Below are 21,980 nucleotides of genomic sequence, written 5' to 3'. Positions count from 1 at the left end.
CAGCAGGGGCCGCACGGCCCCACCGACCGTCGGGAAGGCCATGCTGAACAAGTACGCGCGTGCATTCTTCACGCGTGTCCTCACACCGTTCGCCGCGTTTCTCATCCGGCGGGGGGTCAGCCCCGACACGGTCACGCTCATCGGCACGGCGGGTGTGGTCGCGGGCGCGCTGGTCTTCTACCCCAGGGGTGAGTTCTTCTGGGGCACCGTCGTGATCACGCTGTTCGTGTTCTCCGACCTCGTCGACGGCAACATGGCCCGCCAGCTGGGCCGCTCCAGCCGCTGGGGCGCCTTCCTGGACTCCACCCTCGACCGGGTCGCCGACGGCGCGATCTTCGGCGGCTTCGCCCTGTGGTACGCGGGCGGCGGGAACGACAACGTCCTGTGCGCCGTCTCGATCTTCTGCCTGGCGAGCGGCCAGGTGGTGTCGTACACCAAGGCGCGCGGCGAGTCGATCGGTCTGCCGGTGGCCGTCAACGGGCTCGTCGAGCGGGCCGAACGGCTCGTGGTCTCGCTGGTCGCGGCCGGTCTCGCGGGCCTGCACGCGTTCGGCGTGCCCGGCGTCCGGTACCTGCTGCCCGTCGCCCTGTGGATCGTCGCGGTCGGCAGCCTCGTCACGCTGGTCCAGCGGGTCGTCACCGTGCGCCGGGAGTCCGCCGAGGCGGAGGCCGAGGCCGCGGACCGGCAGCGGGCCCAGGACAGCGAGACCGCGACATGAGCGCCCGGGAACGGCTGGCCGACACCCTGTACGGCGCCGGCTGGAGCACGGTGAGGAGGCTTCCGGAGCCGGTCGCCGTCCGCCTCGGCCGGACCATCGCCGACCTCGCCTGGAAGCGGCGCGGCAAGGGCGTGGAGCGGCTGGAGAGCAACTACGCGCGCGTGGTGCCGGGCGCGGACCCCGCGCGGCTCGCCGAGCTCTCCCGCGCGGGCATGCGGTCGTACCTGCGCTACTGGATGGAGTCCTTCCGGTTGCCCGCCTGGAGCGCCGAGCGCATCGCGGACGGCCTCGACGTCAAGGACCTCCACCACCTGACCGACGGCATGGCGGCCGGCAGGGGCGTGGTCCTGGCGCTGCCGCACCTCGCCAACTGGGACCTCGCCGGCGCCTGGGTCACCACGAAGCTGGGCATACCCTTCACCACCGTCGCCGAGCGCCTGAAGCCGGAGACGCTCTACGACCGGTTCGTCGCCTACCGCGAGGGCCTCGGCATGGAGGTGCTCCCGCACAGCGGCGGCAGCGCCTTCGGCACGCTGGCCCGGCGGCTGCGCGACGGGGGACTGGTCTGCCTGGTCGCCGACCGGGACCTGTCCTCCTCCGGCGTCGAGGTCGACTTCTTCGGCGAGACCGCCCGGATGCCGGCCGGCCCGGCCCTGCTCGCCCAGCACACCGGTGCGCTGCTGCTGCCGGTGACGCTCTGGTACGACGACTCGCCCGTGATGCGGGGCCGGGTCCACCCGCCGGTCGAGGTACCCGGGTCAGGTACGCGCGCCGAGAAGACGTCCGTCATGACACAGGCGCTGGCCGACGCCTTCGCCACGGGGATCGCCGAGCATCCGGAGGACTGGCACATGCTGCAGCGCTTGTGGCTGAAGGACCTCGATCCTTCGCGGGACCCCGCGAAGGCCCGGGAGGGGACCCCGTGAGGATCGGCATCGTCTGCCCCTACTCCTGGGACGTGCCGGGCGGCGTCCAGTTCCACATCCGCGACCTCGCCGAGTACTTCATCCGCCTCGGCCACGAGGTGTCCGTCCTCGCCCCGGCCGACGACGACACCCCGCTGCCGCCGTACGTCGTCTCCGCGGGCCGCGCGGTGCCGGTGCCGTACAACGGGTCGGTGGCCCGGCTCAACTTCGGCTTCCTGTCGGCCGCGCGGGTGCGGCGCTGGCTGCACGAGGGCGCGTTCGACGTCATCCACATCCACGAGCCGACCTCGCCCTCGCTCGGCCTGCTGACCTGCTGGGCGGCCGAGGGGCCGATCGTCGCCACCTTCCACACGTCCAACCCGCGCTCCCGGGCCATGATCGCCGCGTACGCGATCCTGCAGGCCGCCCTGGAGAAGATCAGCGCCCGGATCGCCGTGAGCGAGTACGCCCGCCGGACCCTCGTCGAGCACCTGGGCGGGGACGCGGTGGTGATCCCGAACGGCGTCGACGTCGACTTCTTCGCCGGGGCCGAGCCCAACCCCGAGTGGCAGGGCGACACCATCGGCTTCATCGGCCGCATCGACGAGCCGCGCAAGGGCCTGCCGGTGCTGATGAAGGCCCTGCCGAAGATCCTGGCCGCCCGGCCGCGGACCCGGCTGCTGGTCGCGGGCCGCGGCGACGAGAAGGAGGCCGTCGAGTCGCTGCCGCGGGAGCTGCACGCGCGCGTCGAGTTCCTCGGCATGATCAGCGACGAGGACAAGGCCCGCTTCCTGCGCAGCGTCGACCTGTACGTGGCGCCCAACACCGGTGGCGAGAGCTTCGGCATCATCCTGGTCGAGGCGATGTCCGCGGGCGCGCCGGTGCTCGCCTCCGACCTGGACGCCTTCGCGCAGGTCCTCGACCGGGGGGCGGCGGGCGAGCTGTTCCCCAACGAGGACGCCGACGCGCTCGCCGAGGCCGCCGTGCGCCTCCTGGAGGACCCCGAGCGCCGCGCGAAGCTGCGCGAGCACGGCAGCGCCCACGTCCGGCGCTTCGACTGGTCCACCGTCGGCGCGGACATCCTCTCGGTCTACGAGACGGTGACGGCGGGCGCGGCGGCGGTGGCGGCGGACGACCGCACGACGGGCCTGCGGGCACGGTTCGGCCTGGCCCGCGACTGAGGGCGGCCGCCGGCCCGTCGGGGAGCGAGGCCCCCGGGGGCGGCACCCGCGGCCGGCGGTACTAGCCTTGCCGCCCGTGACCGCAACGCTCATCTGGATCCTCGTCGCCCTCGTCGTGATCGGCCTCTACCTGAGCTGGACGGCGGGGCGGCTGGACCGGCTGCACGCCCGCATCGACGCCGCCCGGGCCGCGCTCGACGCGCAGTTGCTGCGCCGCGCCTCCGTCGCCCAGGAACTGGCCACCTCCGGTGTGCTCGACCCGGCCGCCTCGATCGTGCTCTACGAGGCCGCGCACGCCGCGCGTCAGGCGGTGGAGGAACAGCGCGAGGTCGCCGAGAGCGAGCTGAGCCAGGCGCTGCGCGCGGTGTTCGCCGAGGCGCAGCAGGTGGACGCGGTCAGGGAGGCGCCCGGGGGAGAGGAGGCGGCCCTGGAACTCGCCGAGGCGGTGCGCAGGGTGCCCATGGCCCGCCGCTTCCACAACGACGCCGTACGGGCCGCGCGGGCACTGCGGCGGCACCGCAAGGTGCGCTGGTTCCGGCTGGCGGGACACGCGCCGTTCCCGATGGCCTTCGAGATGGACGACGAGCCGCCGGCGGCGCTGACGGGGCGGGCGGCGTAGGGCGGGACCCGGACGTCCGGAGGCCGTCGCCGACCGAAAAGGATCCACCGCCTTCCCATTGGCCCTTGCTGTGGACTGGTCCGCTCACGTTTCCTCGGTGCTGCAGAAACCCCCTTTCCCCCCAGCGAGGTCATTCGTGTCCAGCACGCTCTCCGAAAACCAGGGTCCCGAGACCGGCACCGCGCGCGTGAAGCGCGGCATGGCCGAGCAGCTCAAGGGCGGCGTGATCATGGACGTCGTCACGCCGGAGCAGGCCAGGATCGCCGAGGACGCGGGCGCCGTCGCCGTCATGGCCCTGGAGCGGGTCCCGGCCGACATCCGCAAGGACGGCGGTGTGGCCCGCATGTCCGACCCGGACATGATCGAGGGCATCATCGACGCCGTCTCCATCCCGGTGATGGCCAAGTCCCGCATCGGCCACTTCGTCGAGGCCCAGGTGCTGCAGTCGCTCGGCGTCGACTACATCGACGAGTCCGAGGTCCTCACCCCGGCCGACGAGGTCAACCACTCCGACAAGTGGGCGTTCACCACCCCCTTCGTCTGCGGCGCCACCAACCTGGGCGAGGCCCTGCGCCGCATCGCCGAGGGCGCCGCCATGATCCGCTCCAAGGGCGAGGCCGGCACCGGCAACGTCGTCGAGGCCGTCCGCCACCTGCGCCAGATCAAGAACGAGATCGCCAGGCTCCGCGGCTTCGACAACCACGAGCTCTACGCCGCCGCCAAGGAGCTGCGCGCCCCGTACGAGCTGGTCAAGGAGGTCGCCGAGCTGGGCAAGCTCCCGGTGGTGCTGTTCTCCGCCGGTGGTGTGGCCACCCCGGCGGACGCCGCGCTGATGCGCCAGCTCGGCGCCGAGGGCGTCTTCGTCGGCTCCGGCATCTTCAAGTCCGGCGACCCGGCCAAGCGCGCCGCCGCCATCGTCAAGGCGACCACCTTCTACGACGACCCGAAGATCATCGCGGACGCGTCCCGCAACCTCGGCGAGGCCATGGTCGGCATCAACTGCGACACCCTCCCCGAGTCCGAGCGCTACGCCAACCGCGGCTGGTAGTCCCCTCATGACCGAAGCACCTGTCATCGGCGTCCTGGCCCTCCAGGGCGACGTACGGGAGCACCTCATCGCCCTGGCCGCGGCCGACGCCGTGGCCAGGCCGGTGCGGCGCCCCGAGGAACTCGCCGAGGTCGACGGCCTCGTCCTCCCGGGCGGCGAGTCCACCACCATCTCCAAGCTGGCCGTCCTCTTCGGCCTGATGGAACCGCTGCGCGCCCGCGTGCGGGACGGCATGCCCGTCTACGGCACCTGCGCCGGCATGATCATGCTCGCCGACAAGATCCTCGACCCGCGCTCCGGTCAGGAGACGATCGGCGGCATCGACATGATCGTGCGCCGCAACGCCTTCGGACGGCAGAACGAGTCCTTCGAGGCCGCGGTCGACCTCAAGGGCGTCGTGGGGGACCCCGTGGAGGGCGTCTTCATCCGCGCCCCCTGGGTCGAGTCCGTCGGCGCCGGGGCCGAGGTGCTCGCCGAGCACGCCGGACACGTCGTCGCGGTCCGCCAGGGCAACGCGCTGGCCACGTCGTTCCACCCGGAACTGACCGGAGACCACCGCGTGCACGGCCTGTTCGTGGAAATGGTGCGCGCGTGGCGGACGGCCGAGTCCTTGTAGGATTCCTGCGTTCGTTGCAGAGATGGGTTACGCGAAGGAGACAGGCAGATGTCCGGCCACTCTAAATGGGCCACGACGAAGCACAAGAAGGCCGTGATCGATGCCAAGCGCGGCAAGCTCTTCGCGAAGCTGATCAAGAACATCGAGGTCGCGGCGCGAATGGGCGGCGCGGACCCCGAGGGCAACCCGACGCTGTACGACGCCATCCAGAAGGCCAAGAAGCAGTCGGTCCCCAACAAGAACATCGACTCCGCGGTCAAGCGCGGCGCCGGTCTCGAGGCCGGTGGCGCCGACTACGAGACGATCATGTACGAGGGCTACGGGCCGAACGGTGTCGCGGTGCTCATCGAGTGCCTCACCGACAACCGCAACCGCGCCGCCTCCGAGGTCCGCGTCGCCATGACCCGCAACGGCGGCTCCATGGCCGACCCGGGCTCGGTGTCGTACCTGTTCAACCGCAAGGGCGTGGTGATCGTCCCCAAGGGCGAGCTGACCGAGGACGACGTCCTCGGCGCCGTGCTGGACGCGGGCGCGGAGGAGGTCAACGACCTCGGCGAGTCCTTCGAGGTGCTCAGCGAGCCGACCGACCTGGTCGCGGTCCGCACCGCCCTCCAGGACGCCGGCATCGACTACGAGTCCGCCGACGCCAACTTCGTCCCGACCATGCAGGTCGAGCTGGACGAGGAGGGCGCGAAGAAGATCTTCAAGCTGATCGACGCGCTGGAGGACAGCGACGACGTGCAGAACGTCTTCGCCAACTTCGACGTGAGCGACGAGATCATGGAGAAGGTCGGCGCGTAACGCCGCCACGGGCTCCAGCCGGATCGACGGGCCGACGGGGCACACCCGTCGGCCCGTCGCTCTGTCCACGTTGTCGGTGGCACCCGATAGCCTGCACAAACAGGCGATCGAAAGGGAGGGCCGGGCGTGCGCGTACTGGGGGTGGACCCGGGACTGACCCGGTGCGGTGTCGGCGTGGTCGAGGGCGTCGCAGGGCGGCCGCTCACCCTGCTCGGGGTCGGTGTCGTCCGCACCCCGGCGGACGCCGACCTCGGCCACCGCCTCGTCGCCATCGAGCAGGGCCTCGAACAGTGGCTGGACGAGCACCGGCCGGAGTACGTGGCCGTGGAGCGCGTCTTCAGCCAGCACAACGTCCGCACGGTCATGGGCACCGCCCAGGCCAGCGCCGTCGCCCTGCTGTGCGCCTCCCGCCGCGGCATCCCCGTCGCCCTGCACACCCCCAGCGAGGTCAAGGCCGCCGTCACCGGCTCAGGACGCGCCGACAAGGCGCAGGTCGGCGCCATGGTCACCCGCCTGCTGCGGCTGGCCGAGCCCCCGAGACCCGCCGACGCGGCCGACGCGCTCGCCCTCGCCATCTGCCACATCTGGCGCGCCCCCGCGCAGAACCGACTCCAGCAGGCGGTCGCCCTGCACGCAGCACATGCAACGAAAGGCCGTACGGCATGATCGCCTTCGTCAGCGGCACCGTCGCCGCCCTCGCCCCCGACACCGCGGTCGTCGAGGTGGGAGGCGTCGGCATGGCCGTCCAGTGCACGCCGAACACACTGTCCGGCCTCCGCGTCGGACAGCCGGCCCGGCTGGCCACGTCCCTGGTCGTCCGTGAGGACTCCCTCACCCTCTACGGCTTCGCCGACGACGACGAGCGGCAGATCTTCGAACTGCTCCAGACCGCCAGCGGCGTCGGCCCCCGCCTCGCCCAGGCCATGCTGGCCGTGCACACTCCCGACGCCCTGCGCCGGGCCGTCTCGACCGGCGACGAGAAGGCACTCACCGCCGTTCCCGGCATCGGCAAGAAGGGCGCCCAGAAGCTGCTCCTGGAGCTGAAGGACCGCCTCGGCGAACCGGTCGGCGCACCGGCCGTCGGCGCCCCGGTCACCACCGGCTGGCGCGACCAGCTGCACGCCGCCCTGATCGGCCTCGGGTACGCGACCCGCGAGGCCGACGAGGCGGTGGCCGCCGTGGCCCCGCAGGCCGAGGCGGCCGGGGGCGCCCCGCAGGTGGGGCAGCTGCTGAAGGCGGCCCTGCAGACGCTCAACAGAGCGCGCTGACCGGGACCCCGACCGGCTCCCCGTACGACGACCCATCCGACCGCGACCCGCGAGGCACGAGCAATGAACTGGGACGACACGACCGACACCCCCGCCGCGGAGCGGCTGGTGGGATCTGTCGCCGACCGTGAGGACCAGGCCGTCGAGGCCGCCCTGCGCCCCAAGGACCTGGGCGAGTTCATCGGCCAGGAGAAGGTCCGCGAGCAGCTCGACCTCGTGCTGCGCGCCGCCCGCGCGCGGGGCGCCACCGCCGACCACGTGCTGCTCTCCGGCGCCCCCGGCCTCGGCAAGACCACCCTCTCGATGATCATCGCCGCCGAGATGGGCGCCCCCATCCGCATCACCTCCGGCCCCGCCATCCAGCACGCCGGCGACCTCGCGGCGATCCTCTCCTCCCTCCAGGAGGGCGAGGTGCTCTTCCTCGACGAGATCCACCGCATGTCCCGGCCCGCCGAGGAGATGCTCTACATGGCAATGGAGGACTTCCGCGTCGACGTCATCGTCGGCAAGGGCCCCGGCGCCACCGCCATCCCCCTCGAACTGCCCCCCTTCACCCTGGTCGGCGCCACCACCCGGGCGGGCCTGCTGCCGCCCCCGCTGCGCGACCGCTTCGGCTTCACCGCGCACATGGAGTTCTACGGACCCGCCGAGCTGGAGCGGGTCGTCCACCGCTCGGCGGGCCTCCTCGACGTCGAGATCGACACCGAGGGCGCCGCCGAGATCGCCGGCCGCTCCCGCGGCACGCCCCGGATCGCCAACCGTCTGCTGCGCCGCGTCCGCGACTACGCGCAGGTCAAGGCGGACGGCCTGATCACCAAGGAGATCGCCGCGGCGGCCCTCGCGGTCTACGAGGTCGACGCCCGCGGACTGGACCGGCTCGACCGCGCGGTGCTCCAGGCCCTGCTCAAGCTGTTCGGCGGCGGCCCCGTCGGCCTGTCCACGCTCGCCGTCGCGGTCGGGGAGGAACGCGAGACCGTGGAGGAGGTGGCCGAACCCTTCCTCGTGCGGGAGGGCCTGCTCGCCCGCACTCCGCGCGGGCGGATCGCCACCCCGGCGGCATGGGCGCACCTCGGCCTCACCCCGCCCCGCTCACCGGCCCCCGGAAACGGACAAGGGGACTTGTTCGGGGCGTGACGGCGGAGGCGTTGGCCCGGGCAGGAACCCGGGTGCCATGCTGAGCGTTGTTCCCTGCGCGCGGACTCGCTTAGACTCCGCCGATGCCGCCCTTCCGCGGCGGCAGACACACCCCCAGCCAACAGGCCGCCCACCTGCGCGGTCGTGCGAAGGAAATCGTCCCGTGAATAGCCTCGTGACCCTCCTCCCGTTCATCGTGCTCATCGGGGCCATGTTCCTGATGACCCGCTCGGCCAAGAAGAAGCAGCAGGCCGCCATCGACATGCGGAACCAGATGCAGCCCGGTTCGGGCGTCCGCACGATCGGGGGCATGTACGCCACGGTCAAGGAGGTCAACGAGGACACGGTCCTCCTCGACGCCGGACCGGGTGTGGAGCTGCTGTTCGCCAAGAACTCGATCGGTGCCGTCCTGAGCGACGACGAGTACAACCGCATCGTCCACGGCATCGAGCACGACCTGAAGTCCGACGCCGACATCGTCCCCGACGACGCCTCCTCCCTCACCGAGACCGACGAGTCCTCCGACGCTGCCGCCGCCCCCGACGACAAGCCCGTCGACTTCGGCAAGAAGGACACGGCCGACGAGCCGGCCGTCGACGCGCAGGCGGACGACCAGCCGAAGAAGACCGACGGCGACTCCGAGGCGAAGTAGTCGTCTCCCAGGGCGCGCGGGCCCGGCCCGCGCGCCCTGGGGCGCGACCGGCTCGCACGGAGTCCCGACACCATGTCATGGCCGCGCCACCGGTTGAGCCGGTGCGCAGCGGCCCGAGAGGGAGTACGAGAAGGTGGCCGCAATCAAAAAGGGACAGAAGGCGAGCGCCCAGAGCAAGCCCGGGCGCTCGCTGGCCCTGATCATGATCGCCATCGTGGCGCTCACCGGAGGGATGTTCGCGACCGGGCACACCACTCCGCGCCTCGGCATCGACCTGGCCGGCGGCACGAGCATCACGCTCGCCGCGGAGCCGGAGGCCGGCCAGGAGTCGGCGATCAACAAGACCAACATGGACACCGCGGTCTCCATCATGGAGCGCCGTGTCAACGGTCTTGGCGTCTCCGAGGCCGAGGTGCAGACGCAGGGCACCCGCAACATCATCGTCAACATTCCCAAGGGCACGAACTCCAAGCAGGCCCGGGACCAGGTCGGCACCACCGCCAAGCTCTACTTCCGCCCGGTCGTCGCCACCGAAATCGCCGGTGGCGGGACCGCCCCCACGCCGAGCGCCTCCGGAAGCCCCTCGGGCGAGGACACCGGCAAGGACAAGGCCACGGACAAGGCGACCGACGGCTCCTCCCCGTCCGCCTCCGCCAGCCCGTCGGCGAGCTCCACCACCCAGGGCCGCGCGCTCACCGACGCCCTGAAGGCCGACGGGACGCCCTCCGCCTCCGCGAGCGCCTCCGCCGAGGGCGAGGCCGCCCCCTCCCCGTCCGCGACCGGCGGCACCTCCGGCGAGACGGACAGCGAGCTCCAGGCCCAGTACGCCGCGCTCGACTGCACCAAGGAGTCCGTCCGCGCCAAGGCCGGTGACGGTGCCAAGGCCTCCGAGTCGACCGTCGCCTGCGGCCAGAACTCCCAGGGCCAGTGGCAGAAGTACATCCTCGGCCCCGCCGCGGTCGACGGCACGGACGTCGACGAGGCCGAGGCGGTCCTGAACACGCAGACCGGTGCCGGCTGGACCGTCACGATGAAGTTCTCGGACAAGGGCGCCAAGAAGTTCGCCGACATCACCGGCCGGCTGGCCCAGAACCAGTCCCCGCAGAACCAGTTCGCCATCGTCCTGGACGGCGAGGTCGTCTCCGACCCGTACGTCAGCCAGGCCCTGACCGGCGGCAACGCGGAGATCTCCGGCAACTTCACCCAGCAGTCGGCCCAGGAACTGGCCAACATGCTGTCCTACGGCGCCCTGCCGCTGACCTTCCGCGAGGACAGCGTCACCACCGTCACCGCCGCACTCGGCGGCGAGCAGCTGCAGGCCGGCCTGATCGCCGGCGCCATCGGCCTCGCGCTGGTCATCATCTACCTGCTGGTGTACTACCGCGGTCTGTCCTTCATCGCGATCCTCTCGCTGATGGTGTCCGCCGCACTGACCTACGTGATCATGTCGCTGCTCGGCCCGGCCATCGGCTTCGCGCTGAACCTGCCGGCCGTGTGCGGCGCGATCGTGGCGATCGGCATCACGGCGGACTCGTTCATCGTGTACTTCGAACGGGTCCGGGACGAGATCCGCGAGGGCCGCAGCCTGCGCCCCGCCGTGGAGCGGGCCTGGCCGCGTGCCCGGCGCACCATCCTGGTCTCCGACTTCGTGTCGTTCCTCGCCGCCGCGGTGCTCTTCGTCGTCACCGTCGGCAAGGTCCAGGGCTTCGCGTTCACGCTCGGCCTGACCACCGTGCTCGACGTCGTGGTGGTGTTCCTCTTCACCAAGCCGCTGCTGACGCTGATGGCCCGGCGGAAGTTCTTCGCGAGCGGTCACAAGTGGTCCGGCCTCGATCCGAAGGCCCTGGGCGCCAAGCCGCCGCTGCGCCGCACCCGCCGCCCCGTCCCGGCCGCCGCCGGCCCCGTCGAGACGAAGGAGTTCTGAGATGTCGAAGCTCGGCACCCTCGGCGCCCGACTGCACCACGGCGAGATCGGCTACGACTTCGTCAAGAACCGCAAGATCTGGTACGGCATCTCCATCCTGATCACCATCACGGCCATCGTCGGCCTGGCGGTGAGGGGCCTGCACATGGGCATCGAGTTCCAGGGCGGAGCGGTCTTCACCACCCCGAAGAACACGAGCGTCTCGGTCGCCACCGCCGAGGAGTACGCGGAGGACGCCTCCGGCCACGACGCCATCGTCCAGAAGCTCGGCGACGGCAGCCTGCGCATCCAGGTCGCGGGCATCGACACCGGCACCTCGGACAAGATCAAGGACGAGCTCGCCGACGACCTCGGGGTCGACGCCGAGCAGATCAACGCCGAACTCGTCGGCCCCAGCTGGGGCGAGCAGATCGCCAACAAGGCATGGCAGGGCCTCGGCATCTTCATGGTCCTGGTCGTGATCTACCTGGCGATCGCCTTCGAATGGCGCATGGCGGTCGCCGCGTTCGTCGCGCTGATCCACGACATCACCATCACCGTCGGCATCTACGCCCTCGTCGGCTTCGAGGTCACGCCGGGCACGGTGATCGGTCTGCTGACCATCCTCGGTTACTCGCTCTACGACACGGTCGTCGTCTTCGACAGCCTGAAGGAACAGACCAGGGACATCACCAAACAGACCCGCTGGACCTACAGCGAGATCGCCAACCGCTCCATCAACAGCACCCTGGTCCGCTCCATCAACACCACGGTGGTCGCGCTGCTGCCGGTGGCGGGCCTGCTGTTCATCGGCGGCGGCGTCCTCGGCGCCGGCATGCTGAACGACATCTCCCTGTCGCTGTTCGTCGGCCTCGCCGCCGGTGCGTACTCCTCGATCTTCATCGCCACCCCGCTCGTCGCCGACCTCAAGGAGCTCGAGCCGGGGATGAAGACCCTCAGGAAGCGCGTCCTGGCCAAGCGGGCGCACGGCGCGGCCGAGGACGAGCTCCGGGATGCCCCGGTCACCGACGACGACGCGTACGACGACGAAGAGGCCGCCCCCGCCGTCGTCGGTCCGCGCAGCCAGCCCGCGTCGCGCGGCCGCGGCCGGGGCCGGACCCAGGGGAAGCGCCGATGACCGACATCGAGGAGCTGCTGCTCAGCCGTATCCGGGACGTGGCGGACTACCCGGAGCCGGGCGTGGTGTTCAAGGACATCACCCCGCTCCTGGCGGACCCGGCGGCGTTCACCGCGCTCACCGACGCCCTGGCCCGGACCGCCGAGCGCACCGGTGCCACGAAGGTCGTCGGCCTGGAGGCCCGGGGCTTCATCCTCGCCGCCCCGGTCGCCGTCCGCGCGGGCCTCGGCTTCATCCCCGTACGCAAGGCGGGCAAGCTCCCCGGAGCCACCCTCAGCCAGGCGTACGACCTGGAGTACGGGTCCGCCGAGATCGAGGTGCACGCGGAGGACCTCTCCGGGGACGACCGCGTCCTGGTGGTCGACGACGTCCTCGCCACCGGAGGCACCGCCGAGGCGTCGCTCCAGCTCATCCGCAGGGCGGGTGCCGAGGTCGCGGGCCTCGCCGTGCTGATGGAGCTGGGCTTCCTCGGGGGCCGTGCCCGTCTGGAACCGGCCCTGGCGGGCGCACCGCTGGAGGCGCTGCTCACCGTCTGACCGGCCGCCGGCACCGGCGGAGGAGTCCTCGTCACACACGGGCGGACCCGGAGGAATCCGGTGTCCGCCCCGTGCGTTTCCCGGGTAGACGGTCCTCACACCGTTCCGAAGGCGATCGGAAGGCACGGGATCGCTACCATGGGGTCTCCGGAGCCTGACCGGGGGACCCGGATCGCGCACGAGGAGCCCTCTTGCCAGACGAGGCCCAGCACCTGACCGCCGCCAAGCCCGAGTCCGCCTCGGCGGCCGTGGCCAAGCCCGCGCCGAGCGCGCCGCAGGCGAAGAACGACACCCGCGGGCCGGTCCAGCACGCCCAGGCCGCCCCCGCCGACAAGCCCGAGCAGCCGCGCCCGAAGCCGTCCCCCGCTCCCGACTCGGCCCGAGCGGGGGGATCCCCGTCGTCCGAGCGCGGCGCCCCCGTGGTCCGCCCGAACACCGGCCAGCCCGCCCGCTCCGGCTCCTCCAACCGCGTCCGCGCCCGTCTCGCCCGGCTCGGCGTCCAGCGCGCGAACCCGTACAACCCGGTGCTGGAGCCGCTGCTGCGGATCGTGCGCAGCAACGACCCCAAGATCGAGAACGCCACGCTCCGCCAGATCGAGAAGGCCTACCAGGTCGCCGAGCGCTGGCACCGCGGCCAGAAGCGCAAGAGCGGCGACCCGTACATCACGCACCCCCTCGCCGTCACCACCATCCTCGCCGAGCTGGGCATGGACCCGGCCACGCTGATGGCCGGACTGCTGCACGACACCGTCGAGGACACCGAGTACGGCCTGGAGGACCTGCGCCGCGACTTCGGCGACGTGGTCACCCTCCTCGTCGACGGCGTCACCAAGCTGGACAAGGTCAAGTTCGGCGAGGCCGCGCAGGCCGAGACCGTGCGCAAGATGGTCGTCGCCATGGCCAAGGACCCCCGGGTCCTGGTCATCAAGCTCGCCGACCGCCTGCACAACATGCGCACCATGCGCTACCTCAAGCGCGAGAAGCAGGAGAAGAAGGCGCGCGAGACCCTGGAGATCTACGCGCCGCTCGCCCACCGCCTGGGCATGAACACCATCAAGTGGGAGCTGGAGGACCTCGCCTTCGCGATCCTCTACCCCAAGATGTACGACGAGATCGTCCGCCTGGTCGCCGAGCGCGCGCCCAAGCGCGACGAGTACCTCGCCATCGTCACCGACGAGGTGCAGCAGGACCTGCGGGCGGCCCGCATCAAGGCCACCGTCACCGGCCGCCCCAAGCACTACTACAGCGTCTACCAGAAGATGATCGTCCGCGGCCGCGACTTCGCGGAGATCTACGACCTGGTGGGCATCCGCGTCCTCGTGGACACCGTCCGCGACTGCTACGCGGCGCTCGGCACCGTGCACGCGCGGTGGAACCCGGTCCCCGGCCGGTTCAAGGACTACATCGCGATGCCGAAGTTCAACATGTACCAGTCGCTGCACACGACGGTCATCGGCCCCGGCGGCAAGCCCGTGGAGCTGCAGATCCGCACGTTCGACATGCACCGCCGCGCCGAGTACGGCATCGCCGCGCACTGGAAGTACAAGCAGGAGGCCGTCGCCGGCGCCTCCAAGATCCGCACCGACGCGCCCAAGTCGTCCGGCAAGGACAAGGACGCCATCAACGACATGGCGTGGCTGCGGCAGCTCCTGGACTGGCAGAAGGAGACCGAGGACCCCGGCGAGTTCCTGGAGTCGCTGCGCTTCGACCTGTCCCGCAACGAGGTCTTCGTCTTCACCCCCAAGGGCGACGTCATAGCGCTCCCGGCCGGTGCCACGCCGGTCGACTTCGCGTACGCGGTCCACACCGAGGTCGGCCACCGCACCATAGGGGCGCGGGTCAACGGCCGCCTCGTACCGCTCGAATCCACCCTCGACAACGGTGACCTGGTGGAGGTCTTCACCTCCAAGGCGGCCGGCGCGGGCCCCTCCCGCGACTGGCTCGGCTTCGTGAAGTCGCCGCGCGCCCGCAACAAGATCCGCGCCTGGTTCTCCAAGGAGCGCCGCGACGAGGCGATCGAGCACGGCAAGGACGCCATCGTCCGCGCGATGCGCAAGCAGAACCTGCCGATCCAGCGCATCCTCACCGGCGACTCGCTGGTCACGCTCGCGCACGAGATGCGCTACTCGGACATCTCCGCGCTGTACGCGGCGATCGGCGAGGGCCACGTCTCCGCGCAGAACATCGTGCAGAAGCTGGTCCAGGCCCTCGGCGGCGAGGAGGCGGCCACCGAGGAGATCGACGAGGCGGTCCCGCCGGCCCGCGGCCGCGGCCGCAAGCGCCGCTCCAGCTCCGACCCCGGCGTGATCGTCAAGGGCGTCGAGGACGTGTGGGTCAAGCTGGCCCGCTGCTGCACGCCGGTCCCCGGCGACCCGATCATCGGCTTCGTGACCCGCGGCAGCGGAGTGTCGGTGCACCGCAGCGACTGCGTGAACGTCGACTCGCTCTCCCGCGAGCCCGAGCGCATCCTCGAGGTCGAGTGGGCGCCCACCCAGTCCTCCGTCTTCCTGGTCGCCATCCAGGTCGAGGCCCTGGACCGCTCCCGGCTGCTCTCGGACGTCACGCGCGTGCTGTCCGACCAGCACGTCAACATCCTCTCCGCGGCCGTCCAGACCTCCCGCGACCGCGTGGCGACCTCCCGCTTCACCTTCGAGATGGGCGACCCCAAGCACCTCGGACACGTCCTGAAGGCCGTACGGGGCGTGGAGGGCGTCTACGACGTCTACCGCGTGACGTCGGCCCGCAACCGGTCGTAGGGCCGCGTACGACGACGAAGGGGCTCCCGTACCGAGTACGGGAGCCCCTTCGTCGGCCGTGCGTCAGCCGCCGAACTCCTGCAGGCCCTTCAGCGCCTGGTCCAGCAGGGCCTGGCGGCCCTCCAGCTCCCGCTCCAGCTTCTCCGCCTTGGCGGTGTTGCCCTGCGCCCGGGCCTGCTCGATCTGGCCCTTCAGCCTGTCCACGGCGGCCTGGAGCTGACCGGTCAGACCCGCGGCACGCGCGCGTGCCTCCGGGTTCGTCCGGCGCCACTCGGCCTCCTCGGCCTCCTGCAGGGCGCGCTCCACGGCGTGCATCCGGCCCTCGACCCTCGGGCGGGCGTCCCGCGGCACGTGACCGATGGCCTCCCAGCGCTCGTTGATCGCGCGGAACGCGGCCCGCGCGGCCTTCAGGTCCGTGATCGGCAGGAGCTTCTCGGCCTCCCCGGCCAGCTCCTCCTTGAGCTTGAGGTTCTCGGCCTGCTCCGCGTCACGCTCGGCGAACACCGAGCTGCGGGCGGCGAAGAAGACGTCCTGGGCGCCGCGGAAGCGGTTCCACAGGTCCTCCTCGTGCTCGCGCTGGGCGCGGCCCGCGGCCTTCCACTCCGTCATCAGCTCGCGGTAGCGCGCCGCGGTCGGCCCCCAGTCCGTCGAGTCCGACAGCGACTCGGCCTCGGCCACCAGCCGTTCCTTGGTCCGGCGGGCCTCCTCGCGCTGCGCGTCCAGCTGCGCGAAGTGCTGCTTGCGCCGCTTGGAGAACGCCGACCGCGCGTGCGAGAACCGGTGCCACAGCTCGTCGTCGGACTTCCGGTCCAGCCGCGGCAGGCCCTTCCAGGTGTCCACCAGGGCCCGCAGCCGCTCACCGGCGGCCCGCCACTGGTCGGACTGCGCCAGCTCCTCCGCCTCGACGACCAGCGCCTCCTTGGCCCGGCGCGCCTCGTCGGACTGCCGGGCCCGCTGCGCCTTGCGCTCCTCGCGACGCGCCTCCACCAGCTCCACGAGCTTGTCCAGCCGCTTGCCGAGGGCGTCCAGGTCACCGACCGCGTGGTGGGCGTCGACCTGCTCCCGCAGGTGCTCGATCGCGGTCAGCGCGTCCTTGGACGACAGGTCGGTGGTCTTCACTCGCTTCTCGAGGAGGCCGATCTCGACAACCAGGCCCTCGTACTTGCGCTCGAAGTAGGCCAGCGCCTCCTCGGGAGAGCCGGCCTGCCAGGAACCGACGACCTTCTCGCCGTCGGCCGTACGCACGTACACGGTCCCCGTCTCGTCGACGCGGCCCCACGGGTCGCTGCTCACAGCGCCTCCTCCACATGATGCCGTCGAGGGGGCCTGCGAGCTCCCCCGGGCATCGTCCACAGTTTCGTCACGGCCAACATAGGCGACCGACGGGACGCCTGTCCGCATCCCGCGCGACCGAAATTTCGCAGTTGAGGGTCAGGATTCGGTGACGGTCGCCTTGTCGATGACGACCGTCGCGTTGGGCGCCCCGTCACCCATCCCGGTGCCCTCCCCGGCGTCGGCGATCTTCTTCAGCACCTTCATGCCGGCCTCCGAGACGGTACCGAACGGTGTGTAGCTGGGCGGGAGCTGGCTGTCCTGGTAGACCAGGAAGAACTGGCTGCCGCCACTGTCCTTCTGCCCGGTGTTGGCCATCGCGACCGTGCCCGCCGGGTAGACGTTGTCCTTCAGGCTCTTGTCCTTCAGGTTCTCGTCCGGGATCGTGTAGCCGGGACCGCCGGTGCCGGTGCCCGTCGGGTCACCGCACTGCAGCACGTAGATGCCGTTGGTGGTCAGCCGGTGGCACTTGGTGTGGTCGAAGTAGCCCTTGCCGGCGAGGAAGTCGAACGAGTTGACGGTGTGCGGCGCCGCCGACGCCTTCAGGGCCACGTCTATCTCGCCGCAGGTCGTGTCGAGCTTCAGGGTGTACTTCGCCGACTTGTCGATGGACATCGCCGGCTCCTTCTTCCAGGTCTCCGACTTGGGCTCGCCCTTCGCCGGCTTGTCGCACGGGTCCGGCGCCTTGCTCGGGGCCGACGCGCTCGGAGTGACCTCCGCGCTCGCGTTGGCCTGGTCGTCGTCCTGCTCGAGCGCCCCGGTCGTGTACAGCGCGACGCTGCCGATCAGGACCACACCGAGCACGGAAGCGATCACCGAGTTGCGCATCCGCGCCTTGCGCCGCGCCTCGGTGCGACGCTGCTGCTGCCGCAAGAACTTCTCCCGGGCGAGCTGACGCCGCCGCTGTTCCTGGCTGACCACCGGGTTCTCTCCTCATGCGTCTCGTGTGCCGGCCGGTACGCGTGCGTGCGTGCGGTGAGCCGACCGCCTGCGTGTGCCCCGTACCGTATATGGGTTCGCTGAGGAATCGGCAGCGCCGGTAGGCTCTGACCACGGGCGCAGCCCCGTCGCAAGCCTCCCGTACCGACACAAACGAAGGACGATCGTGCTCATTGCCGGGTTCCCCGCCGGGGCCTGGGGGACGAACTGTTATCTCGTCGCCCCCGCCGCCGGTGAGGAGTGCGTGATCATCGACCCCGGCCACCAGGCCGCCCCCGGAGTGGAGGAGGCGGTCCGGAAGCATCGGCTCAAGCCCGTCGCCGTCGTCCTCACCCACGGCCACATCGACCACGTCGCCTCGGTCGTCCCGGTCTGCGGGGCGCACGACGTACCGGCCTGGATCCACCCCGAGGACCGCTACATGATGAGCGACCCCGAGAAGGGGATAGGCCGCGCCATCGGCATGCCGCTCATGGGCGAGCTGACCGTCGGGGAGCCGGACGACGTCAAGGAGCTGACCGACGGCACGAAGCTGGAGCTGGCGGGCCTGGAGCTGACGGTCGCGCACGCGCCGGGCCATACCAAGGGGTCGGTGACCTTCGGCCTGCCCGAGGCGGCGGACATCCCGCCGGTCCTCTTCTCGGGCGACCTGCTGTTCGCCGGCTCCATCGGACGCACCGACCTGCCCGGCGGTGACATGGCCGAGATGCTCGACTCGCTGGCCCGCGTGTGCCTGCCGCTCGACGACTCGACCGTGGTGCTGTCCGGCCACGGCCCCCAGACGACCATCGGCCAGGAGCGCGCCACCAACCCGTATCTGCGGCAGGTGGCGGCCGGCCCGGGAGCCCAGGAGGCTCCCCGACGAGGAATGTGACGAGATTACTTCCGTGAGCACCTACAAGGCCCCCAAGGGCACGTACGACCTGCTGCCGCCGGACTCCGCCAAGTACCTGGCCGTCCGCGAGGCGATCGCCGCCCCGCTGCGCAACTCCGGCTACGGCTACATCGAGACGCCCGGCTTCGAGAACGTCGAGCTGTTCGCGCGCGGCGTCGGCGAGTCCACCGACATCGTCACCAAGGAGATGTACGCCTTCGAGACCAAGGGCGGCGACAGGCTCGCCCTGCGCCCCGAGGGCACCGCCTCCGTGCTGCGCGCCGCCCTGGAGGCCAACCTGCACAAGGCGGGCAACCTCCCGGTCAAGCTCTGGTACTCCGGCTCGTACTACCGCTACGAGCGCCCCCAGAAGGGCCGCTACCGTCACTTCTCCCAGGTCGGCGCCGAGGCGATCGGCGCGGAGGACCCGGCGCTGGACGCGGAGCTGATCATCCTGGCCGACCAGGCGTACCGCTCCCTGGGCCTGCGGAACTTCCGGATCCTGCTCAACAGCCTCGGTGACAAGGAGTGCCGCCCGGTGTACCGGGCCGCGCTCCAGGACTTCCTGCGCGGCCTGGACCTGGACGAGGACACCCTGCGCCGGGCGGAGATCAACCCGCTGCGCGTCCTGGACGACAAGCGCGAGTCGGTGCAGAAGCAGCTGACCGGCGCCCCCCTGCTGCGCGACTACCTCTGCGACGCCTGCAAGGCGTACCACGAGGAGGTCCGGGAGCTGATCACGGCTGCGGGGGTGGCCTTCGAGGACGACCCCAAGCTGGTGCGCGGCCTGGACTACTACACGCGGACCACCTTCGAGTTCGTCCACGACGGTCTCGGCTCCCAGTCCGCCGTGGGCGGCGGCGGCCGCTACGACGGCCTGTCCGAGATGATCGGCGGCCCCGCGCTGCCGTCCGTCGGCTGGGCCCTCGGCGTCGACCGCACCGTGCTGGCCCTGGAGGCGGAGGGCGTCGAGCTCGAACTGCCCGCCACCACCAGCGTGTTCGCGGTCCCGCTCGGCGAGGAGGCCCGCCGGGTGCTGTTCGCGAAGGTCACCGAGCTGCGCAAGAACGGCGTCGCCGCCGACTTCTCCTACGGCGGCAAGGGGCTGAAGGCCGCGATGAAGGCGGCCAACCGCTCGGGCGCCCGTTACGCCCTGGTCCTGGGCGAACGCGACCTCGCCGAGGGCGTCGTCCAGCTCAAGGACATGGAGTCCGGTGAGCAGACGTCGGTCGGCGTCAACGAGATCGTGGCGGAGCTGGAGTCACGGCTCGGCTAGCCGTTCCCCGGGTCCGCGGTCGGCGGGGGCGCGCACGGGTCCGCTCGTGCGAGCCCCCCTCGAACGCGTGTCGGCCGGAACCGAACGCCCACGGGCGACCACGCGTATGTCCTTGTGCCCGGCGGACGGTGCACGCACAGTCCCGTGCGGCACAATGGCCCTGCCCGAAGCAGGTCCACACTCTCTAGTGACGGAATCGGCGTGATGAGCAAGACGACAGTCAAGGACGTCGCCATGGAGCCCGAATCCCCGCGCTCGCACTCGCCGGAGCGCGCCCCCGCGCGGCGCACCGAGGGGAGCGGCCGGGCCCTCGCCCTGCTCCTGGTGATCACCGGTGCGGCCGGTGTGCTCGCCGCCTGGGTGATCACGCTCGACAAGTTCAAGCTGCTCGAGGCCAAGGTCAAGGGCGAGACCTTCGTCCCCGGATGCAGCCTCAACCCCGTCGTCTCCTGCGGCAGCGTGATGGAGAGCGACCAGGCCTCCGTCTTCGGCTTCCCCAACCCGATGCTCGGCCTCGTCACCTACGGCATCGTCGTCTGCGTCGGCGTGAGCCTGCTCGCCGGGGCCCGCTTCCCGCGCTGGTACTGGCTCACCTTCAACGCCGGCACGCTCTTCGGCACGGTCTTCTGCGCCTGGCTCATGTTCCAGTCCCTGTACCGGATCAACGCGCTGTGCCTGTGGTGCTGCCTGGCCTGGGTCGCCACGATCATCATGTTCTGGTACGTGACGTCGTTCAACGTCCGCCAGGGGTTCCTGCCCGCCCCGGGCTGGCTGAAGGGCTTCTTCGGCGAGTTCACCTGGGTGCCGCCGGTCCTGCACATCGGCATCATCGGCATGCTGGTCCTGACCCGCTGGTGGGACTTCTGGACCGGCTGAGGCGCCCCGCGGGGCTGTCGGTGCGGTGATTTAGGGTTTCAGGCGTGGAGCCCGACCTGTTCACCGCCGCAGCAGAAGAACGCCAGGAGAAGGACCCGACCGGCAGCCCCCTGGCGGTCCGGATGCGCCCGCGCACCCTCGACGAGGTGGTGGGCCAGCAGCACCTGCTGAAGCCGGGCTCCCCCCTGCGCAGACTGGTCGGCGAAGGGGCCTCGGGCCCCGCGGGACCCTCCTCGGTGATCCTCTGGGGTCCGCCCGGCACCGGCAAGACGACCCTGGCCTACGTGGTCTCCAAGGCCACCAACAAGCGCTTCGTCGAGCTGTCCGCGATCACCGCGGGCGTCAAGGAGGTCCGCGCGGTCATCGACGGCGCCCGCCGCGCCTCCGGCGGGTACGGCCAGGAGACCGTCCTCTTCCTCGACGAGATCCACCGCTTCAGCAAGGCCCAGCAGGACTCCCTGCTGCCCGCCGTGGAGAACCGCTGGGTCACCCTGATCGCCGCGACCACCGAGAACCCCTACTTCTCGGTCATCTCCCCGCTGCTGTCCCGGTCCCTCCTGCTCACGCTCGAACCCCTCACCGACGACGACGTCCGGGGCCTGCTGAAGCGGGCCCTCACCGACGAGCGCGGCCTGGACGGCGCCGTCACCCTCCCCGAGGACACCGAGAGCCACCTCCTGCGCATCGCCGGCGGCGACGCCCGCCGCGCGCTGACCGCCCTGGAGGCCGCCGCCGGGGCCGCGCTCGACAAGGGCGAGGCGGAGATCGCCCTGACCACCCTGGAGGAGACGGTCGACCGGGCCGCGGTGAAGTACGACCGCAGCGGCGACCAGCACTACGACGTCGCCAGCGCCCTGATCAAGTCCATCCGCGGCTCCGACGTGGACGCCGCCCTGCACTACCTGGCCCGGATGATCGAGGCCGGCGAGGATCCCCGCTTCATCGCCCGCCGCCTGATGATCTCCGCCAGCGAGGACATCGGGCTCGCCGACCCGAACGCCCTGCCGATCGCGGTCGCCGCCGCCCAGGCCGTCGCCATGATCGGCTTCCCCGAGGCCGCCCTCACCCTCAGCCACGCCACCATCGCCCTCGCCCTGGCCCCCAAGTCCAACGCGGCCACCACCGCGATCGGCGCCGCCCTCGACGACGTGCGCAAGGGCCTGGCCGGCCCCGTGCCGCCGCACCTGCGCGACGGGCACTACAAGGGCGCGGCCAAGCTGGGGCACGCCCAGGGATACGTCTACCCCCACGACCTGCCCGAGGGCATCGCCGCACAGCAGTACGCCCCGGACGCCCTCAAGGACCGGCAGTACTACGAACCCACCCGGCACGGCGCCGAGGCCCGGTACGCGGACGCCGTGGAGTGGACCAGGAAGCACCTCGGTCGGAAGCGGCCCTGAACGCCCTG

At 71.3% G+C, this 21,980-nt stretch carries 21 protein-coding genes; 19 read left to right on the top strand and 2 right to left on the bottom strand.

What is annotated here, in order from left to right; all coding sequences use genetic code 11:
• Positions 1-40: 40 nt before the first annotated feature.
• The 15 genes from pgsA to relA all read left to right on the top strand — a co-directional run bounded on the left by pgsA (position 41) and on the right by relA (position 15,275).
• Entirely contained in the window at positions 41-718 is a 678-nt protein-coding gene (pgsA, locus tag FHS37_RS23140) for a phosphatidylinositol phosphate synthase (protein WP_184824370.1), read from the top strand.
• Positions 715-1,644, top strand: coding sequence for a phosphatidylinositol mannoside acyltransferase (locus FHS37_RS23135; protein WP_184824368.1), 930 nt, complete (start codon positions 715-717; stop codon positions 1,642-1,644). The genes pgsA and FHS37_RS23135 overlap by 4 nt, the downstream gene beginning before the upstream one ends.
• The gene (locus FHS37_RS23130) at positions 1,641-2,804 is read left to right on the top strand and encodes a glycosyltransferase family 4 protein (protein WP_184824366.1); all 1,164 of its coding nucleotides are present in this window, start codon (positions 1,641-1,643) and stop codon (positions 2,802-2,804) included. The genes FHS37_RS23135 and FHS37_RS23130 overlap by 4 nt, the downstream gene beginning before the upstream one ends.
• 76 nt (positions 2,805-2,880) lie before the next feature.
• Positions 2,881-3,423, top strand: a complete 543-nt coding sequence (locus FHS37_RS23125) for a LemA family protein (RefSeq protein ID WP_184824364.1) — start codon at positions 2,881-2,883, stop codon at positions 3,421-3,423.
• 136 nt (positions 3,424-3,559) lie between these two features.
• Complete coding sequence (gene pdxS / locus FHS37_RS23120) at positions 3,560-4,471, top strand: pyridoxal 5'-phosphate synthase lyase subunit PdxS (protein WP_184824362.1); 912 nt, start codon at positions 3,560-3,562, stop codon at positions 4,469-4,471.
• 7 nt (positions 4,472-4,478) lie between these two features.
• Positions 4,479-5,087 carry a pyridoxal 5'-phosphate synthase glutaminase subunit PdxT gene (gene pdxT / locus FHS37_RS23115; protein ID WP_184824360.1) on the top strand — a complete coding sequence of 203 codons (609 nt, stop codon included), beginning with the start codon at positions 4,479-4,481 and terminating at the stop codon, positions 5,085-5,087.
• 48 nt (positions 5,088-5,135) lie between these two features.
• Positions 5,136-5,888 (top strand): YebC/PmpR family DNA-binding transcriptional regulator, encoded by a 753-nt coding sequence (locus tag FHS37_RS23110; RefSeq protein ID WP_184824358.1) that lies wholly within the window; start codon positions 5,136-5,138, stop codon positions 5,886-5,888.
• Between the two features lie 126 nt (positions 5,889-6,014).
• A complete protein-coding gene (gene ruvC, locus FHS37_RS23105) occupies positions 6,015-6,554 on the top strand; it encodes a crossover junction endodeoxyribonuclease RuvC (protein ID WP_184824356.1) in 540 nt (179 codons plus the stop codon).
• Positions 6,551-7,156, top strand: coding sequence for a Holliday junction branch migration protein RuvA (gene ruvA, locus FHS37_RS23100; RefSeq protein ID WP_184824354.1), 606 nt, complete (start codon positions 6,551-6,553; stop codon positions 7,154-7,156). The genes ruvC and ruvA overlap by 4 nt, the downstream gene beginning before the upstream one ends.
• Before the next feature lie 63 nt (positions 7,157-7,219).
• Positions 7,220-8,290, top strand: coding sequence for a Holliday junction branch migration DNA helicase RuvB (gene ruvB, locus FHS37_RS23095; protein ID WP_184824352.1), 1,071 nt, complete (start codon positions 7,220-7,222; stop codon positions 8,288-8,290).
• A 163-nt stretch (positions 8,291-8,453) separates the two neighbouring features.
• Entirely contained in the window at positions 8,454-8,942 is a 489-nt protein-coding gene (gene yajC / locus FHS37_RS23090) for a preprotein translocase subunit YajC (RefSeq protein ID WP_268254580.1), read from the top strand.
• 133 nt (positions 8,943-9,075) lie between these two features.
• A complete protein-coding gene (secD, locus tag FHS37_RS23085) occupies positions 9,076-10,866 on the top strand; it encodes a protein translocase subunit SecD (protein ID WP_184824348.1) in 1,791 nt (596 codons plus the stop codon).
• Between the two features lies 1 nt (position 10,867).
• Positions 10,868-11,983 (top strand): protein translocase subunit SecF, encoded by a 1,116-nt coding sequence (secF, locus tag FHS37_RS23080; protein ID WP_184824346.1) that lies wholly within the window; start codon positions 10,868-10,870, stop codon positions 11,981-11,983.
• Positions 11,980-12,519 (top strand): adenine phosphoribosyltransferase, encoded by a 540-nt coding sequence (locus FHS37_RS23075; protein ID WP_184824344.1) that lies wholly within the window; start codon positions 11,980-11,982, stop codon positions 12,517-12,519. The genes secF and FHS37_RS23075 overlap by 4 nt, the downstream gene beginning before the upstream one ends.
• A 191-nt stretch (positions 12,520-12,710) precedes the next feature.
• The gene (gene relA, locus FHS37_RS23070; RefSeq protein ID WP_184824343.1) at positions 12,711-15,275 is read left to right on the top strand and encodes a GTP pyrophosphokinase; all 2,565 of its coding nucleotides are present in this window, start codon (positions 12,711-12,713) and stop codon (positions 15,273-15,275) included.
• Between the two features lie 63 nt (positions 15,276-15,338).
• Here the strand turns inward: relA and FHS37_RS23065 are convergent, their stop codons facing one another.
• Positions 15,339-16,568: a DUF349 domain-containing protein gene (locus tag FHS37_RS23065; protein WP_184824341.1), complete on the bottom strand. Its 1,230-nt coding sequence runs from the start codon at positions 16,566-16,568 to the stop codon at positions 15,339-15,341.
• A 138-nt stretch (positions 16,569-16,706) separates the two neighbouring features.
• Positions 16,707-17,528, bottom strand: coding sequence for a peptidylprolyl isomerase (locus FHS37_RS23060; protein ID WP_184824340.1), 822 nt, complete (start codon positions 17,526-17,528; stop codon positions 16,707-16,709).
• 184 nt (positions 17,529-17,712) lie between these two features.
• Between FHS37_RS23060 and FHS37_RS23055 the strand changes: the two genes are divergently transcribed.
• The 4 genes from FHS37_RS23055 (at position 17,713) to FHS37_RS23040 (ending at position 21,972) form a co-directional block, all read left to right on the top strand.
• Positions 17,713-18,420, top strand: coding sequence for an MBL fold metallo-hydrolase (locus FHS37_RS23055; RefSeq protein ID WP_184824338.1), 708 nt, complete (start codon positions 17,713-17,715; stop codon positions 18,418-18,420).
• Positions 18,421-18,433: 13 nt separating this feature from the next.
• Positions 18,434-19,696 (top strand): histidine--tRNA ligase, encoded by a 1,263-nt coding sequence (gene hisS, locus FHS37_RS23050; protein WP_184824336.1) that lies wholly within the window; start codon positions 18,434-18,436, stop codon positions 19,694-19,696.
• A gap of 204 nt (positions 19,697-19,900) precedes the next feature.
• Entirely contained in the window at positions 19,901-20,572 is a 672-nt protein-coding gene (locus FHS37_RS23045) for a vitamin K epoxide reductase family protein (RefSeq protein WP_184824334.1), read from the top strand.
• A 44-nt stretch (positions 20,573-20,616) separates the two neighbouring features.
• On the top strand, positions 20,617-21,972 hold the full coding sequence (locus FHS37_RS23040) for a replication-associated recombination protein A (protein ID WP_184824332.1): 1,356 nt from the start codon (positions 20,617-20,619) through the stop codon (positions 21,970-21,972).
• Positions 21,973-21,980: the final 8 nt, after the last annotated feature.

The organism is Streptomyces griseomycini (assembly GCF_014203535.1).
Classification (GTDB): Bacteria; Actinomycetota; Actinomycetes; order Streptomycetales; family Streptomycetaceae; genus Streptomyces; species Streptomyces griseomycini.
This window is presented reverse-complemented; position numbering and strand designations above follow the sequence as displayed.